This window comes from Roseburia zhanii (genome assembly GCF_014287635.1).
Classification (GTDB): domain Bacteria; phylum Bacillota; class Clostridia; order Lachnospirales; family Lachnospiraceae; genus Roseburia_B; species Roseburia_B zhanii.
Window position 1 is genome coordinate 50,122 of sequence record NZ_JACOPH010000005.1, and the last position, 16,977, is coordinate 67,098.

General features: G+C 40.6%; 14 protein-coding genes and 1 riboswitch. Of the genes, 1 reads left to right on the forward strand and 13 read right to left on the reverse strand.

Annotated features, from left to right (window positions below):
- Positions 1 to 65 precede the first annotated feature (65 nt).
- The 4 genes from dapB to H8S17_RS07785 all read right to left on the reverse strand — a co-directional run bounded on the left by dapB (position 66) and on the right by H8S17_RS07785 (position 3,423).
- The gene (dapB, locus tag H8S17_RS07770) at positions 66 to 827 is read right to left on the reverse strand and encodes a 4-hydroxy-tetrahydrodipicolinate reductase (RefSeq protein ID WP_186866859.1); all 762 of its coding nucleotides are present in this window, start codon (positions 825 to 827) and stop codon (positions 66 to 68) included.
- Between the two features lie 73 nt (positions 828 to 900).
- Complete coding sequence (gene dapA / locus H8S17_RS07775) at positions 901 to 1,791, reverse strand: 4-hydroxy-tetrahydrodipicolinate synthase (RefSeq protein WP_186866860.1); 891 nt, start codon at positions 1,789 to 1,791, stop codon at positions 901 to 903.
- Positions 1,792 to 1,900: 109 nt separating this feature from the next.
- Positions 1,901 to 2,078, reverse strand: a riboswitch (Lysine riboswitch).
- Positions 2,079 to 2,116: 38 nt separating this feature from the next.
- On the reverse strand, positions 2,117 to 2,635 hold the full coding sequence (locus H8S17_RS07780; protein WP_186866861.1) for a cob(I)yrinic acid a,c-diamide adenosyltransferase: 519 nt from the start codon (positions 2,633 to 2,635) through the stop codon (positions 2,117 to 2,119).
- A gap of 161 nt (positions 2,636 to 2,796) precedes the next feature.
- Positions 2,797 to 3,423 (reverse strand): single-stranded DNA-binding protein, encoded by a 627-nt coding sequence (locus tag H8S17_RS07785; protein ID WP_178050347.1) that lies wholly within the window; start codon positions 3,421 to 3,423, stop codon positions 2,797 to 2,799.
- A gap of 305 nt (positions 3,424 to 3,728) precedes the next feature.
- Between H8S17_RS07785 and typA the strand changes: the two genes are divergently transcribed.
- The gene (gene typA, locus H8S17_RS07790) at positions 3,729 to 5,558 is read left to right on the forward strand and encodes a translational GTPase TypA (protein WP_178050346.1); all 1,830 of its coding nucleotides are present in this window, start codon (positions 3,729 to 3,731) and stop codon (positions 5,556 to 5,558) included.
- A gap of 93 nt (positions 5,559 to 5,651) precedes the next feature.
- Here typA and nifU read toward each other — a convergent pair whose 3' ends face one another.
- The 9 genes from nifU to H8S17_RS07835 all read right to left on the reverse strand — a co-directional run bounded on the left by nifU (position 5,652) and on the right by H8S17_RS07835 (position 16,614).
- Positions 5,652 to 6,083, reverse strand: coding sequence for a Fe-S cluster assembly scaffold protein NifU (gene nifU, locus H8S17_RS07795; RefSeq protein ID WP_186866862.1), 432 nt, complete (start codon positions 6,081 to 6,083; stop codon positions 5,652 to 5,654).
- Positions 6,076 to 7,266 (reverse strand): cysteine desulfurase NifS, encoded by a 1,191-nt coding sequence (nifS, locus tag H8S17_RS07800; RefSeq protein ID WP_186866863.1) that lies wholly within the window; start codon positions 7,264 to 7,266, stop codon positions 6,076 to 6,078. The genes nifU and nifS overlap by 8 nt, the downstream gene beginning before the upstream one ends.
- A 178-nt stretch (positions 7,267 to 7,444) precedes the next feature.
- Complete coding sequence (locus H8S17_RS07805) at positions 7,445 to 8,638, reverse strand: S1C family serine protease (protein WP_178050343.1); 1,194 nt, start codon at positions 8,636 to 8,638, stop codon at positions 7,445 to 7,447.
- 142 nt (positions 8,639 to 8,780) lie between these two features.
- A complete protein-coding gene (nrdG, locus tag H8S17_RS07810; protein WP_178050342.1) occupies positions 8,781 to 9,299 on the reverse strand; it encodes an anaerobic ribonucleoside-triphosphate reductase activating protein in 519 nt (172 codons plus the stop codon).
- Positions 9,300 to 9,311: 12 nt separating this feature from the next.
- Positions 9,312 to 11,474 carry an anaerobic ribonucleoside-triphosphate reductase gene (gene nrdD, locus H8S17_RS07815; protein ID WP_186866864.1) on the reverse strand — a complete coding sequence of 721 codons (2,163 nt, stop codon included), beginning with the start codon at positions 11,472 to 11,474 and terminating at the stop codon, positions 9,312 to 9,314.
- Positions 11,475 to 11,662: 188 nt separating this feature from the next.
- Positions 11,663 to 12,892 (reverse strand): bifunctional folylpolyglutamate synthase/dihydrofolate synthase, encoded by a 1,230-nt coding sequence (locus H8S17_RS07820; protein WP_186866865.1) that lies wholly within the window; start codon positions 12,890 to 12,892, stop codon positions 11,663 to 11,665.
- Positions 12,893 to 12,894: 2 nt separating this feature from the next.
- Complete coding sequence (locus tag H8S17_RS07825) at positions 12,895 to 13,737, reverse strand: DegV family protein (protein ID WP_186866866.1); 843 nt, start codon at positions 13,735 to 13,737, stop codon at positions 12,895 to 12,897.
- A 262-nt stretch (positions 13,738 to 13,999) separates the two neighbouring features.
- On the reverse strand, positions 14,000 to 15,295 hold the full coding sequence (locus tag H8S17_RS16930) for a transglutaminase domain-containing protein (protein WP_186866867.1): 1,296 nt from the start codon (positions 15,293 to 15,295) through the stop codon (positions 14,000 to 14,002).
- 29 nt (positions 15,296 to 15,324) lie between these two features.
- Positions 15,325 to 16,614, reverse strand: coding sequence for a M18 family aminopeptidase (locus H8S17_RS07835; RefSeq protein ID WP_186866868.1), 1,290 nt, complete (start codon positions 16,612 to 16,614; stop codon positions 15,325 to 15,327).
- Positions 16,615 to 16,977: the final 363 nt, after the last annotated feature.

The window sequence follows — 16,977 nt, forward strand, 5'->3', positions numbered from 1 at the left end:
TTTCTGACAATACCGGCTGTATTTCTAACATTCGATTCTTAAGATCCTGTATCATGCAGCCAGGTTTAATTTCCTGCTACTACATCCTGCATATCATAATAACCTGCTTTTTTATCCTGAATATATTTTGCAGCTTCTACCGCACCTTTACCAAATACGGCTCTTGAATATGCGGTATGCTTGATCTCGATCACTTCATCTTTTCCGGCAAAAATGATCTCATGCTCTCCGACGATCGTACCGCCGCGGACTGCTGAGATTCCGATCTCATTCTTCTCTCTCTTTTTACGCTCCTTGCTTCTGTCATAAACATATTTGTATGCCTGATCCATGGCATCATTCATTGCATCTGCCAATGCAAGAGCTGTACCGCTTGGTGCATCTAATTTCTGATTATGATGTTTCTCCACGATTTCAATATCATAACCTGCCGGAGCGAATACTTTTACAGCCTGTTTTAACAGATCAAATAAAACATTGATACCCAGTGACATATTTGCTGATTTTAATACCGGAATCTTTTTACTTGCTTCGTCTGCTTTCTTTAACTGTTCTTCACTTAAACCTGTGGTACAAAATACCAGTGGAAGATTCTTCTCTACACAGTAATCTAATACTGCATCTGCTGCTTTTGCATTTGAAAAATCGATCATCACATCTGCATCTACATCACATGCTGTAATATCCGTAAATACCGGGTAGGCATTTTTTCCTTCATCTGCAATATCAATTCCTGCAACGATCTCTGCATCTGCATCTTCACTACAGATACCTGAGATCATCTGTCCCATCTTTCCATTGCATCCATGCATGATTATTCTTGTCATTTTCTTCTCTGCTCCTATTTCTCTTGACTTGTATTTGATATACGAATCACTTGCCTGCTATAAAACTATGCACTTATGCCAACTTGATTCCGTATGCTTTCATGGCTTCTGCTAATTTCTTTGCATTTTCCACGCCCATTTCGCAAAGTGGTGCACGAAGTGAACCAACATTCATTCCCATCAGATTTAATGCTTTTTTCACAGGGATCGGGTTGACTTCTGAAAACAGTGCATCCACTAACGGTTCTGCTTCTAACTGCATTTTTGCTGCACCTGCAATATCTCCTTCAAAGAATTTCATGCACATATCATGTACCTGCTTTGGTGCAACATTTGACCATACGGAGATCACACCGATTGCACCAAGTGACATTAACGGAACAACGATCCCATCTTCACCGGAATACATATCAAGCTTACCATCTGTTAAATACATGGTTCTTGCAGCCTGTGCCACATTACCTGTTGCTTCTTTTAAACCTACGATATTTTCTACATGTTCAAATAAATGTGCTGCTGTTTCCGGTAAAATATTACATCCGGTACGTCCCGGCACATTATACATAATGATCGGAAGTTTGACTGCATCTGCGATCTGTGTGTAATGACCGATCAGACCTGTCTGTGTGGCTTTATTATAATATGGAGTAACAACTAAAAGTCCGTCTGCCCCTGCTTTTTCTGCCTCCTGTGAAAGCTGGATCGCTGTTGCTGTACAGTTAGAACCTGTTCCTGCAACGACCGGTATTCTGTGATTGGTAAATTTGACTGCTGCTTTGATCACATCAAGATGTTCTTCTATGGATAAAGTAGAGCCTTCTCCGGTCGTACCTGCGATCACGATACAATCCGTTCCTTCTTTTACCTGAAAATCGATCAGCTCCTCTAATTTTTCATAATTTACATCCAGATTATCTTTCATTGGGGTTACGATCGCAACACCTGCTCCTTTAAAAATTGACATTTTATTTCCTCCTGTATCTTTTTAGTTTCCTATAAATCTCTAACTCTTTGCATCTATTTCCTGCAAAATAAAACCGGCTCCTTATGTGAGCCGGTCATAGAGTTTCCATTTATACGATAGCGCACCATCTTGCTATGAAGATGACAGTCATACATCTCTTAAATGTATACCCAAGAGAATCCTCACAGGAATGATCCTCTTTCGGCGTTCTCCCCTTTTGCTTATCTTCTTCTGCACCTGCTGCATCCGATAAGTTACTGATGAATCACGCAACCTCTATCCGGTACTTTTATTCACTGTTATATGAAATATAACACTCTGCTATTTAATTGTCAATATCCTTGCCCTGCTTTTCCGGTATCTTTTCCGGTATCAGATGATAAATCTCGTCGATATAAGGACGAAGTTCATCACTTAACACCCAGCCGGTCATGATCAGATCGGTATCGTCTAATCTTGCACCGATCAGTGTTTTTAATTCTTCTGCAGCGATCAATCCATGATCTACCAGTCCTAATACTTCATCTAAGATCACAAGATCACATTCTCCGGTAGTCAGCACTTTCTTTGCAAAATTGATCCCATTTTTAATATTTTTAACTTCTTCTAACTGTTCTTCTTCGGAAAGTTCGCTAAAATATTCTTCTGATTTTTCAAAACGGAAAAACTTGATCTCCGGTTCTAACCGTTTTAAAAACTCCATTTCCTCATCCGATTTTCCTTTTAAAAACTGAATGATAAAAACGGTTTTTCCTTCAGCGGCAGCACGTATTGCCCTTCCTAATGCTGCAGGTGACTTTCCCCTGCCTGCGCCATAATATACCTGTACGCTTCCAGTTGCCATACTAACCTCCCCTGCCTTAAGGCAGTCATCTCTTATCTTCCGTTATACATATATTTCTATCCCCAGATTTCAAATGATAACGATCCAAAATCATTTCCTTAAAATACCAATGCAATTTCGAATAGTTACAAAATACCACAAACTCTAAAAAAAAGCAAATTTTATTCCAAACGCTCTACTTTACTTACAGATACTTCATATGCAACTCTTTTCTCAGTGACTGTTTCAGCGATCTTTTTCACATATTCCCTGCTCTGTATCCTGCCCCAGATCTCTACATGGCTTCCTACTTCAAAACCTGATGCAAATCTCGCATTTCTTCCCCAGCAGATACATGGTATGTAATCTGATTTTCCATAAGAACGGTTGACTGCGATCAGCAGGTCAGCGATTTCCCTTCCAAGCGGTGTTTTCCGGTAGATCGGTTCTTTGCACACATATCCGTCTAAGTAGATCTGATTGCTCTTATACTCTTCTTTTTCTTCTTCCACAAACTCGATCTCTCTTGCAAATACAGAGAGCATCAGACGATTTTTCTTTTCCTCATGTCTGTTATATGAACGGAACTGTCCCGTCACATGTATCATCTGTCCCTCATAATTTTGTGTAGTATCTGCCAGTCTTTCAGAAATCATGATCGGAATGATATCTGCAAAATCACTTAATCGGTTTACAGAAACATCTACCATATAAAAGCCTTCCCCATAGACTTCGTGGCTGTACCGAAAATCAGATATGATAGTTCCTACAATAGATACTTGGTTGTTTTCAAAAATTTTATCTGCCATGAATTTTTCTCCCTTCCTCTTTCCCGGTTTATTTTATCCGGTGAACTGTACATCGATGGCATATCGATCTGTTACACTAATATATTTATGCAAAAGATTTTCTTTTAGAACTCCTCTGCAACGACCACTGCCTATTTTTACCATGTTTATTTTACAAAAATTCGCTTTTTCTGTCGATAAAAATGCGGTTTCTAATTTGCACTTGATAAATGCCCAAAATATGATAAAATAAGTAGTCGGGCTTTTGCCTGTTTTATATCCGGTAACTAAATGATAGTTTTTTATACAGAAAGAAGGATTATTTTATGAAAATGAAAAGAGAGGACGTTCGTAATATCGCGATCATTGCCCACGTTGACCATGGTAAAACGACATTAGTTGATGAACTCTTAAAGCAGAGCGGTGTTTTCCGTGAAAACCAGGAAGTTCAGGAACGTGTCATGGACTCAAACGATATCGAAAGAGAACGTGGTATTACCATTCTTTCTAAAAATACTGCTGTATTTTATAAAGATACAAAGATCAACATCATTGATACTCCGGGACATGCTGACTTCGGCGGCGAAGTAGAACGTGTCTTAAAAATGGTGAATGGTGTTATCCTCGTTGTAGATGCTTTTGAAGGTGTTATGCCACAGACAAAATTCGTATTGATGAAGGCACTCTCCTTAGAGCTGCCGGTTATCGTCTGTGTCAATAAGATCGACAGACCGGAAGCACGTCCAGATGAAGTTGTCGATGAAGTGCTAGAATTATTTATGGATCTCGATGCATCTGATGAACAGTTAGACTGCCCATTTATCTTTGCTTCTGCAAGAAATGGTTATGCGATGAAAGACTTAAATGATCCTAAAACAGATATGATGGACTTATTTGATACGATCGTGGATTATATCCCTGCACCGGAAGGTGATCCTGATGCCGGTACACAGGTTCTGATCAGTACGATCGATTATAATGAATATGTCGGACGTATCGGTGTTGGAAAAGTAGACAATGGCTGTTTAAAAGTCAATCAGGATGCCCTGCTCGTCAACCATCACGAACCTGACAAGCAGCAGAAAGTCCGCATCAGCAAGTTATATGAATACGATGGTTTAAATAAAGTAGAAGTCACGGAAGCTAAGATCGGTTCTATCGTGGCAATTTCCGGTATTGCAGACCTTCACATCGGAGATACGATCTGTTCTCCGGATCATCCAGCTGCGATCCCGTTCCAGAAAATTTCTGAGCCTACACTTTCAATGAACTTTATCGTCAATGACAGCCCGCTTGCCGGACAGGAAGGTAAATATGTCACTTCCCGCCATATCCGCGACAGACTGTTCCGTGAATTAAATACAGATGTCAGCCTTCGTGTAGAAGAAACCGACAGTCCTGACAGTTACAAAGTATCCGGACGTGGAGAACTCCATTTATCTGTCCTGATCGAAAATATGCGTAGGGAAGGTTATGAATTTGCTGTAAGTAAAGCAGAAGTTTTATACCATACAGACGAAAACGGCAAGAAAACAGAACCGATGGAATTAGCATATGTCGATGTTCCAGATGACTTTACAGGTGCTGTTATCTCAAAATTAAGTACACGTAAAGGAAATCTTTTAAATATGAAGAGCATCAGCGGCGGTTATACTCGTCTGGAGTTTAAGATCCCTTCCCGCGGACTGATCGGTTATCGTGGTGAATTTATGACAGATACAAAAGGAAATGGTATCATCAATACGATTTTTGACGGCTATGAACCATACTGTGGTGACATTGCATACCGTAAACAGGGTTCCCTGATCGCATTTGAAAGCGGCGAATCCGTTACTTACGGTCTGTTCTCCGCACAGGATCGTGGTACTTTATTTATCGGACCGGGTGAAAAAGTATATTCCGGTATGGTCATTGGTTCTTCTTCAAGAGCAGAGGATATCGAGATCAATGTCTGCAAGAAAAAACATCTGACAAATACACGTTCTTCTTCTGCTGATGAAGCACTAACCCTTGTTCCACCAAAGGTATTAAGCTTAGAGCAGGCGATCGATTTTATTGATGTAGATGAACTTCTTGAAGTTACACCGGAAAGTCTTCGTATCCGTAAACGTATCTTAGATCCGACACTCCGTAAGAGAGCAAGTTTCAAAAAATAAAGATCTTGATGAAAATAAGGACGATATCCATTTGGTGATATCGTCCTTATCTTTTAATAGTCCATTACTTTTACTGTTACACTAAACAATGATTTATTCAGCATCTACTCTTTCTTCGATATCAGATACCGGTTCTTTTAATCCTTCGATCACGATACCGTTTTTCTTTGCATAATCCCAGAGTGCCGCATGGATTGCTTCTTCTGCAAGCAGGGAACAATGTACTTTTACAGGTGGAAGTCCGTCTAAAGCCTCCATAACTGCTTTATTGGTAACTTCTAATGCCTCCTGAACAGTCTTTCCTTTGACAAGTTCTGTTGCCATGCTGCTGGTTGCGATTGCTGCGCCACAGCCGAAAGTCTTAAATTTTGCTTCCTGAATGATACCGTTATCATCAATATCTAAATACATCCGCATGATGTCACCACATTTTGCATTTCCAACAGTGCCGACACCACTCGGGTCTTCGATTTCTCCAACATTTCTGGGATGATTAAAATGATCCATTACCTTTTCACTATACATTTGCTTTCTCCTTCTTCAAATAGTCTTCGTATAATGGTGACATACTGCGCAGACGCTCAATGATTTTCTTAAGCTCGTCCACTACCTTGTCGATTTCTTCTTTTGTATTCTTCTCTGATAAAGTCAGACGCAGGGAACCATGTGCGATCTCGTGCGGTCTGCCGATGGCAAGCAGTACATGGGAAGGATCAAGAGAACCTGATGTACATGCAGAACCACTAGAACCACAGATACCTGCCTGATCTAATAAGATCAGCATGGATTCACCTTCGATAAAGCGGAAACAAAAATGGATATTGTTTGGCAGACGTTTTGTCCGGTGTCCGCTTAATACTGCAAACGGAATCTCGTTTTCAATACGTGAGATCGCATAGTCACGCAGTTTTGTTTCATATTTAATATTGCTCTCTAAATTTTCTTTTGCAATCTTAGCTGCTGCTGCAAGTCCGACGATTCCCGGTACATTATGTGTGCCGGCACGTTTACCACGTTCCTGTGAACCTCCATGGATAAATGCTCCGATCCTGACATTCTTACGGATATATAAAAATCCGATTCCCTTTGGTCCATGGATCTTATGTCCGCTTGCACTTAACATATCGATCCGCATTTCTTCTACATCGATCGGAATATGCCCAAATGCCTGCACGGCATCTGTATGGAAGAAAATTTCATGTTCTTTGGCAATCTTACCGATCTCTGCGATCGGCTGGATTGTTCCGATCTCATTATTTGCTGACATGATCGAAATTAAGATCGTGTCTTCCCGAATGGATTTCTTTAACTGCTCTAAATCGATCAGACCATTTTCGTCTACATCTAAGTAAGTCACTTCATATCCTCTGCTCTCTAAGTATTCGCAGGTATGCAGAATTGCATGATGTTCGATCTTAGAAGTGATGATATGTTTTCCTTTTTTTGCATAAGTTTCTGCTGTTGCAACAAGTGCCCAGTTGTCAGATTCGCTTCCGCCACCGGTAAAATAGATTTCTTCCGGCTTCGCATTTAACATTTCTGCAATTTCTTCTCTTGCACGTTCTACTTTGTTCTTGCTTTCCTGTGCAAACTGGTATACACTAGAGGGGTTTCCATAATATTCTGTAAAATACGGCTTCATTTCTTCAAAAACTTCCGGATAGACCTGTGTGGTTGCTGCATTGTCTAAATAGATCAGTTTTTCCACGTTTGATTCCTTCTTTCTGTGATAGATTTTATATTTTTCCCATATGTTTTATATGATATATGTTGTAAAGAAAAGGTCTGCCTTTGATTTCGACAGACCTTTTTACTGCTTACCTTTATGACATATCAACAGTAATACTCATCTGTTGCATACAGCTTATCACGCATTTCCTAGTATGTCAATAGGTTTTATTCGTTAATGTTACGGAAATTTGTTTTTCTGTATAAGAACCGCCATCTGCGATCTGTACGGTAACTGTTACAGTATCTCCAACTTTGTATTTATTGATACACTCTTTTAATTCTTCCATGGAACCGACTTCTGTATCATCTACCTTAGTGATAATACTTCCTGTCGTAATACCTGCATTTGCTGCACCGCTGCCATCGACGATCTGTGCTACATAGACACCTTCCGGCATATTGTACTGTTTTGATACATCTTCTGTTACATCAACACCATAAATTCCAAGATAAGGACTTCCGGTTGTCGTTGTCTTTCCATTGGCGATCAGATCCTCTAAGATCGGTTTTGCAGTTGCCATCGGGATCGCAAATCCCATACCTTCCACGCTTGTGTCTGAATATTTCGAAGAATTGATTCCAATGACTTCACCTTTGACATTTAATAATGCACCACCACTGTTTCCCGGATTGATCGCTGCATCTGTCTGGATCAGGCTGTTAGAAATGCTTTCGCCTGTTGTTTCGTCCTGAATCGTAACTTCTCTGCCTAATGCACTGATAACACCGGTCGTAACGGACTGTCCATATCCTAATGCATTACCGATCGCAATGGCTGCTTCACCAACAGCAAGCTGGTCGGAATCACCGATCGTTGCGATCTTTATGGTATTTAATGTATCTTCTGACAGATCAGATAATGCCACCTGTACGACTGAAAGATCATCAGATGGATCTGTACCTCTTACTGTTGCCGATGCTGTTGTTCCATCTGAAAACTGTACAGTCAACGCTGTAGAACCCTCTACAACATGATTATTGGTTGCGACATATAAATAATTATCATCTTTATTTACAAGGATACCGGAACCGCTGCTTTCATTCTCAACGATCTGTCCCTGTCCGAAGAAACTTTGTACTTCCTGCTGTGTCATGCTTGTGATCGCAACGATCGATGGCATTACCTCATCTACCACATCGGATATATCGGAAGAACTTACACTTGCTGCCGTACTCGTCGGCTGTATCTTCGTTACGGCTGTATCAGAACTTTCTGTCTGCGTGCTTTTTGGAAACTGCTGCCCGATAAAGTAACTAGCTCCCGAAAATGCGGTTCCGCCAACCACACCAAATACCAATGCCAATGCTGCACATTTTGTCATCTTCTTAAAAAAACTCTTTTTACTCATAAAAAAACAACTCCTTTCAACTGTTGTTATTATTCTCTTTTTGTAAGTGTTTTGAATAATGATCTCTATCTCATTTACAAGGAGTAGTTTAGTGCTGATTTATGTTCCATTTTTGATAAAATTATGAACAAAGTATGTCTTTTTACATAATTTCTATGATCTCACCTGTTTCCATGAAATGTTTGCAGTCGATCACACGCTGGTTCTTAGAGCCTTTGAATTTCAACATGATGCTGTACTCTTCTTCCACAAATGGACCATCTACAAGCACATCGATCAATGCGAGCATCGCATCGGTATCTTTGGTATGACATGTACCGCCTGCGATCAGGTCACGATCTAATATATATCCTGTATATGCCCAGATATCTTTTCCGGCACATTCTTTTTTGATACGCTCTAAAAAAGGCAGTAACACTGCCTGATTTTCCGGTTCCATCGGATCACCGCCTAATAAAGTAAGTCCTTTGATATAATCCGGTTCTAAAGATGCCATGATTGCATCTTCTACTTCTTTTGTAAATGCTTCTCCATGGGCAAAGTCCCATGTTTCCGGCTGAAAGCAGCCCTTACAGTGGTTTCTGCAGCCGGAAACAAATAAAACTGTACGTACTCCTGTGCCATTTGCAATATCGCAATATTTAATTGCAGAATAATTCATTGTATTCTCCTTTTATAAGTGCAGCACCCGGTCTTTGATCTCCTGCGTACGTCCCTGATTCCAGAACTGTGTGCCAATATATCCACAGGTTCTCCGTGCCACGTTCATTTTATCCTGATCCCTGTTCTTACAGTTCGGGCATTCCCAGACTAATTTACCGCTTTCATCGGTCACGATCACAATTTCTCCATCATAGCCGCATACCTGACAATAATCACTTTTCGTATTTAATTCTGCATACATGATATTGTCATAGATATACTGCATCACCGAAAGTACTGCTTCTATATTATTTGTCATGTTAGGCACTTCCACATAACTGATCGCTCCACCCGGAGATAATTTCTGGAACTGCGATTCAAATTTCAATTTTGTAAATGCATCTATTTTTTCACTGACATGCACATGATAACTGTTGGTGATATAATTCTTATCCGTCACACCCGGAATGATACCAAAGCGTTTCTGCAGGCATTTTGCAAACTTGTATGTTGTGGATTCTAACGGTGTGCCATAAACACTGAATCCGATATTTGTTTCCTGTTTCCATTTTTCACAGGCATCATTTAAACGCTGCATGACTGCAAGCGCAAACGGTGTCGCTTTCGGATCTGTATGGGAAAGTCCTGTCATATAATAAGTACATTCTGATAATCCTGCATAGCCTAAGGATATGGAAGAATATCCATCATACAAAAGTTTGTCGATCGGCTCTCCTTTTTTCAGTCTGCCTAATGCCCCATACTGCCATAAGATCGGTGCAACATCTGAAGCTGTTCCCTTTAAGCGGTTATGGCGGCACATCAGGGCTTTTTTACAGAGTTCTAACCGTTCGTCCATGATCTCCCAGAACTTATCCATATCTCCATTTGAACTGCACGCTGCATCAACGAGATTTAATGTGACCACTCCCTGATTGAATCTTCCATAAAATTTATATTTTCCATTTTCATCTTTATAAAGATTTAAAAAGGAACGGCAGCCCATACATGGATAACAGTTTCCGTCTTTTAACTCTTTCATCACTTTTTCGGAAATATAATCCGGCACCATACGCTTTGCGGTACATTCTGCTGCTAATTTTGTCAGTTCAAAGTATTTGCTGCCTTCTTTGATATTATCTTCTTCTAAGACATAGATCAGTTTCGGGAATGCCGGTGTGATCAGAACGCCTGCTTCATTTTTTACACCATAGATCCTCTGTTTTAAAACTTCTTTGATCACAAGGGCTAAATCTTCTCTTGTCCTGCCTTCCGGTACTTCATTTAAGTACATAAAGACAGTCACAAACGGAGCCTGTCCATTCGTCGTCATCAGCGTGATGACCTGATACTGGATCATCTGTACTCCGCGGGTGATCTCCTCTAATACCCTTGATTCCACAACATGACTCAACTGTTCTTCATTTAATTCAATGCCTGCTAATTCAAATTCTTTTTTCACTTCTCTGCGGAATCTGTGTCTGCTGACATCAACAAATGGTGCTAAATGTGACAGGGAAATGCTCTGTCCACCATACTGGGAACTTGCGATCTGTGCAATGATCTGTGTCGCAATATTACATGCAGTAGAAAAACTGTGCGGTTTTTCGATCATCGTACCGCTGATCACAGTTCCATTCTGCAACATATCCTCAAGATTTACCAGACAGCAGTTATGCATATGCTGTGCAAAATAATCGGAATCATGGAAATGAATGATTCCCTGCTCATGCGCTTCTACTACATCTGGTGGCAGAAGGAAACGGCGCGTGATGTCCTTGCTGACCTCTCCTGCCATATAATCACGCTGTACACTGTTGACTGTCGGGTTTTTATTGGAATTTTCCTGTTTTACTTCTTCATTATCACATTCTAACAGACTTAAGATCTGCTCATCTGTAGAATTTGCCTTACGCACTAAGGCTCTCTCATAACGGTAGGTAATATAATTGCGGGCGACGGTAAATGCCTGCTGCTGCATGATCTCATTTTCTACAAGATCCTGTATTTCCTCTACATTTAATGCACGGTTCATACTGCTGCAGACTTCTTCGACATGCTCAGAAATCTCCTGCATCTGCTCCTCTGATAATTTTTCACTTTCGACTACAGAATTATTCGCTTTTAAAATTGCCTTTTCTATTTTTGAAATATTAAAATCTTCCTCTGTCCCACTTCTTTTTATGATTTTCATAATTGCCTTCCGCACCTCTCTATCTTGTATGGTTCTTTTGTTAAAAGCAAAAAAATTGTACCACATATAGTATATTACGTCAATGTAAAATCTACATATGGTACTTTTTCTTACATTTTCTACAGATTTCACAGATGTCCTGCGAACTCTTTCCATTTCTCTGTTATTATCTGTCAATTTCCATTTTATTATGCCAAATGAAAAAGTTTTCTGATTTCTCCTATAAAATATAAGGAACCAAACGCAACTGTTTTATCTCTGATCTGTAAAAAAGCCTCCTGCATCTGCTCTGTATTTTCTGCAAAAACCCCATAACTTCTGATATATTCCGCTAACGTTTCTCCCTGCAATGCCCTGCCGCTATCCGGTGTGACTGTCGTTACACTTTCTGCTAACGGAAGGATCTCCTTTACCATCTGTTTATAATCTTTATCTGCAAGCACCCCCATAATAAAACGAAACTTTTCATTCGGATATAATTCCTTTAAACTTTCGGCTAATGCATGGACTCCATGACCGTTATGCGCACCATCGATCAACAGGTACGGCTCTTTGCTGATCAGTTCCATCCTGCCATTCCATGTGGCATTTTCTATTCCCTGCGAAATCTGTGCATCGGTAATCTCAAATCCATATATCCGCAAGGCTTCTGCTGCAAAAACAGCAACCATGGCATTTTCTCTCTGGTGCATACCAAGCATACGCATCCGATAACTGCCCTTTCCTTCGTAAGAAAATCCATGGTCAACTGCCTTTATCTTCTCTGCTTCTACAAACTGATAAGAAATCCCAAGTTTACTGCAACAATCTTTTAAAACTTTTTCTGCCGGCTGTTGCTGGCTCTCTGATACCATGAACGTATTTGGTTTTAAGATGCCTGCTTTTTCCGCTGCGATCTGATCTAACGTATCACCTAACACTTCCGTATGGTCATATCCGATCTTCGTGATCACACTGACAAGTGGTGCAGAGATCACATTCGTGGAATCTAATCTGCCGCCAAGCCCCGTTTCTAAGATCACAAGCCGGCAGCCCTGCTCCCTAAAATACAAAAGTGCCATTGCCAGGCAGTAATCAAACATGGTCGGATGCACTTCAAGATCCAGATTTAACAGCATTTCCCCAAGTCTTGCTGCATCTTCTTCTGGTATCTGTCTGCCATCTACCTGTATCCTCTCTGTAAAATCGATCAGATGCGGTGAGGTAAACATTCCTGCCCGGATACCTGCTTCTTTTAAGATTTCACGCAAAAAAGCTGCCGTAGAGCCTTTTCCATTCGTTCCTGCAATATGGATAAACGCAAGATCGTTCTGTGGATTGCCTACAGCAGCCAGTAGCTTCCTGCTGACTACAACGCCCGGCAGACTGCCGAACCTTCTTTTATTTTCAATCGTATGAATAATTTCCTGATATTCCATAACTAAACCGCTATAATTACTCCGCCATCATTTGCATACATACTGCTGATACCGGCGGTATCTGCAATAATGATCTTTTTAAACTTCGTAATCCTTTCAATTTCTTCTTTGACCGATTCTGCACGCATCGGACAATTACAGTGAGAAATTGCTAAAATTCTCTCCCCGCTGTCATCTACTTTAGAAATTGCTTCTTCTACCATTTTCTTTAAAGCTTTATTCATTCCCCTTGCCTGTGCTAACTGGCAGATGGAACCTTCCGGTGTAGATCCCATGACCGGTTTAATATTCAATGCATTTGCAACAAATGCTTTTAAGTTGCTTAACCTGCCATTTTTCCGCAGGGTTTCTAATGTTTCAAGGACAAAATAAGTATGCTGCGTACCAATATATGCCTCTACAACTTCTACAATCTTATCAAATTCCATTCCGGCTTCTTCACATTCCTGTACGCGGATACCGATCAAAGTCTCTCCGATCGATGCAGAGCGGGAATTGAATACATAGATCTGCTTTTTTTCTTTGCCATATTCTTCTTCATAGAGATTTTTTGCAAGAACAGCACTGTTATATGAACCACTTAATTCCTTTGACAAAGTTACTACATAGATATGCTCTGCCTCTCCTTTAAATGCTTCCATATACCGTTCCGGTGAAGGGCAGGAGGATTTCGGGCCAACCGGACTTTCTTTGACTTTTTTTAAAAAATCCTGCTGGTCAAATGTAGCATCATCCACAATACGGTGTCCATTCACTTCCATTTCTAACGGCACAGACTCATAATGTCCGTCTGCTTTTAACTCTTCTGTCAGTTCTCCACAACTATCAATGATAATCTTATACATCTACTACCTCCATATCAGACATCTATGTCAAATATTATTCTTTTCTATTTTATGTAGTATTCATTACCAGATGTATCTTATCACAAATTATCTGTATTGTATAGAGTGAATTGTTATTTTATACTTTTTTAATGACTATTCAGTTACTGTTCAGACGCAAGCTTGACACCGCACTGTCAAGCTATGCACCATAGTGTTAATTATTGTGTGATTACAGCCTCTGTCTCGTAGAGGCATTTTAAATGGGCTGTTAGCGAAATCATTAAGAAAAGTGAAACGTCAGCACATACAGTTCTGTATCTTCCAGATAATATACGGAAGAAATATTTTCACAATAATCTGCTATATGCTCTTTCGTAATAAAATAGTCTAATGCCTGTTCATATAACTCTGCTGCAGAAAATTTAACCGCCACAGCATCTTTCTGAGCATCCCATGCCTCTTTTAAAATGGCTCCGACTGCTTCCGGCTGCCAGTCCGTAAAATAGCTCTGTTCTCTTACAAAATAATTATCTTCCATACTGCTGCATTCCGGCAGCGGAAAACTGACATCTGCTGTATGTGTCCGGCTGATCTCCTCCGAAGTAACTGCTAAATAATTATAATTGACATATTTTGCAGTCTGGCTCGCATCATCTAAATATCTTGAATTGCCCCATGTCGTATCCATATAATAGTAATTTCCATCTAATTTTACCAGATTCCATGCATGGGATTCCCCATTGGCAGTCCCTGTTACGATCACGCTCTCCATACCAAGCATTTTTAACAGATACTGCGTTGCACAGGCATATCCCTGACACACCGTAGCCCGGTTTAAAAACGCACTGATGATATTCTGGTTATTATCCACAGATGAATCATAATCTACATTCTGCACTAAGATCTCAAAAACGTATTTTGCCTTGTCATAATCAGAATCCGTAACTGAAATACCATCTAGCAATTCTTCCGTCGATGCGTCGATCTGTGCCTGCAGTTCCATACGTTTATCATAGTCCATCGTATATTTTGGGGAAAAATCCATACTGATCAGCTTACCCCCTCTGGTATACTGCGTATAAGCATAACCGGAGATCCAGAACAGTCCTCCATAATCTGCACAAACCGCTTTGTATGCCTGTTCTAAGACCTGAATATCTGTCGTGGATACTTCTACTTTTTCTTTTTGTAAAAGTATCGCCGTCAAAACTTCATCATACACCTGCTTCGTCTGTACATCTAATGCCACATAGGCATAATTTTTCGCATAAGGATCACTTCCTTCTATGCCAGATGCCGTATCAGACGTTTCTGTATCTTTTGTTTTAGAATCGGAAGTTTCTTGTGATGCTGTATCTATGGATTCTGTTTCCGACAACTTCGCATCTGAAACATGTCCGGCTTTTTCTGTGTCAGCGTTATCTTCCCCACAGAAAAACTCATCAACAGCTGCCCCCTCCTGTGAGATCTCTGTCCTGATATTTTCATATAGTTCCTTCATCTGACAGCCGGACAACAATAACATGCTGCTGACTGCTGCCAGAAGAAAACAACTTCTCTTTTTATTTATTTTCACAGTTTCCTCCATTTATCAAAAATGTACCATTACTGCATACCATACCATGCCCGAATGCAGGCAGTCAGCGAACCGATATCATTTGTGCCCATCATTTCCCTTGCAGAATGCATCGCGAGTACCGGAATGCCAAGGTCCACTGTCGGCACAGGCAGTAGTGCAGATGCGATTGCGCCTAAGGTACTGCCGCCTGCGATATCAGAACGGTTGACAAATTTCTGGTAAGAGATCCCATTCGCTTCGCAGATCTGTTGTACAATGGCAACTGCTTTGCAATCTGTCGCATAGGACTGGGAAGATGCTTCTTTCAGGCAGAATCCTCCATTTAATACCGGTTGGTTCGTCACATCCATTTTTCCCGGCTGGTTCGGATGCAGTGCATGTGCAACATCTACAGACAATAACATACTCTGATAGAGTGCCGTCTGCACTTCTTTAGCATCTGCTCCTAATGCAGTTACAATCCTGCTTAAAATATCCCTTAACAATAAAGATGCCGCCCCCTGTTTACTGCGGCTGCCGATCTCCTCATGGTCAAAAAAGATTGCAAGATTGATCCCACCAGCACGCCATTCCTGAGTGATCCCCTCTAAAAGAACATAGACAGAAGTCAGATTATCTAATCTCGGACTGCTGATAAATTCTTTTTTGGCACCTGTCAAAACCGGTGTTTCTGCCACATAGACAGTCAATTCATAATCGAGGATATCTTCTGTTTCTACCTGCAATTCTTCTGCAAGCAGTTTTAAGAAAAATTTTTCCTGCTTCATATCTTCCGGTATGCAGGCAAGTACCGGCATCAGATCGATCTGACGGTTCAATTCGATCCCTTTATTGACTTCCCGATTCATATGGATTGCTAAATTCGGTATCACGAGCAGCGGTCTTTGAAAATCTACAAGCCGGATCTTCGGTGCAAATACATCATCGCTTTTTAATGCCACCCTGCCTGCAATGGATAATGGTCTGTCTAACCATGTATTCCAGATGCCGCCTCCATAACATTCTACATTGACTTTTCCATATCCATGCGTCACTACTTCCGGATTCGGTTTGATCTTAAAACATGGAAAATCTGTATGTGCAGCACCGATACGGATCATATCATTCATCTGATACTCCCCGCCGACTGTAAAAGCCGCTAACGTCGTATCGTGATGTCTGATATAATACTTTCCACCCCGCTCTATTTTCCATGCCTGTTTCATGGAAAGCGGAAGAAATCCATTTTCCTTTAAATGTGCTACTGATCTATCTACGACATGGCAGGAAGAAACGCCTGCCGATAAAAATTCAAATAATTGTTCTGTTGTATTCATGTTATGCCTTCTTTCCTGATGATGTTGAGCCCGCGTAACCAGTACATCGTTTCGTAAATAACTATACCGATCATGTAGGATGCGGATTCGAGTGTGCAGGTAAAAAACGCGGGTGTAGCGGGCTACGCCGAGGCTTTTCTACCTGTACGATCAGATTCGCAGGCAAGTGAATGGTGCAGTTATTTCGAAAACGATGTACTAGTATATAACCCCTTCCTCAATTATTCTACTATAATATTTGTATTTTTCAAAGAACCTGTGCTAAAATATATTTCAGTTCACACGTAACTATTCAGAACCCTTTAGAATCATAAAAATTGATACGTCATGCTTGCATGTAAGTAGCAGTTTTTATGATTCGTA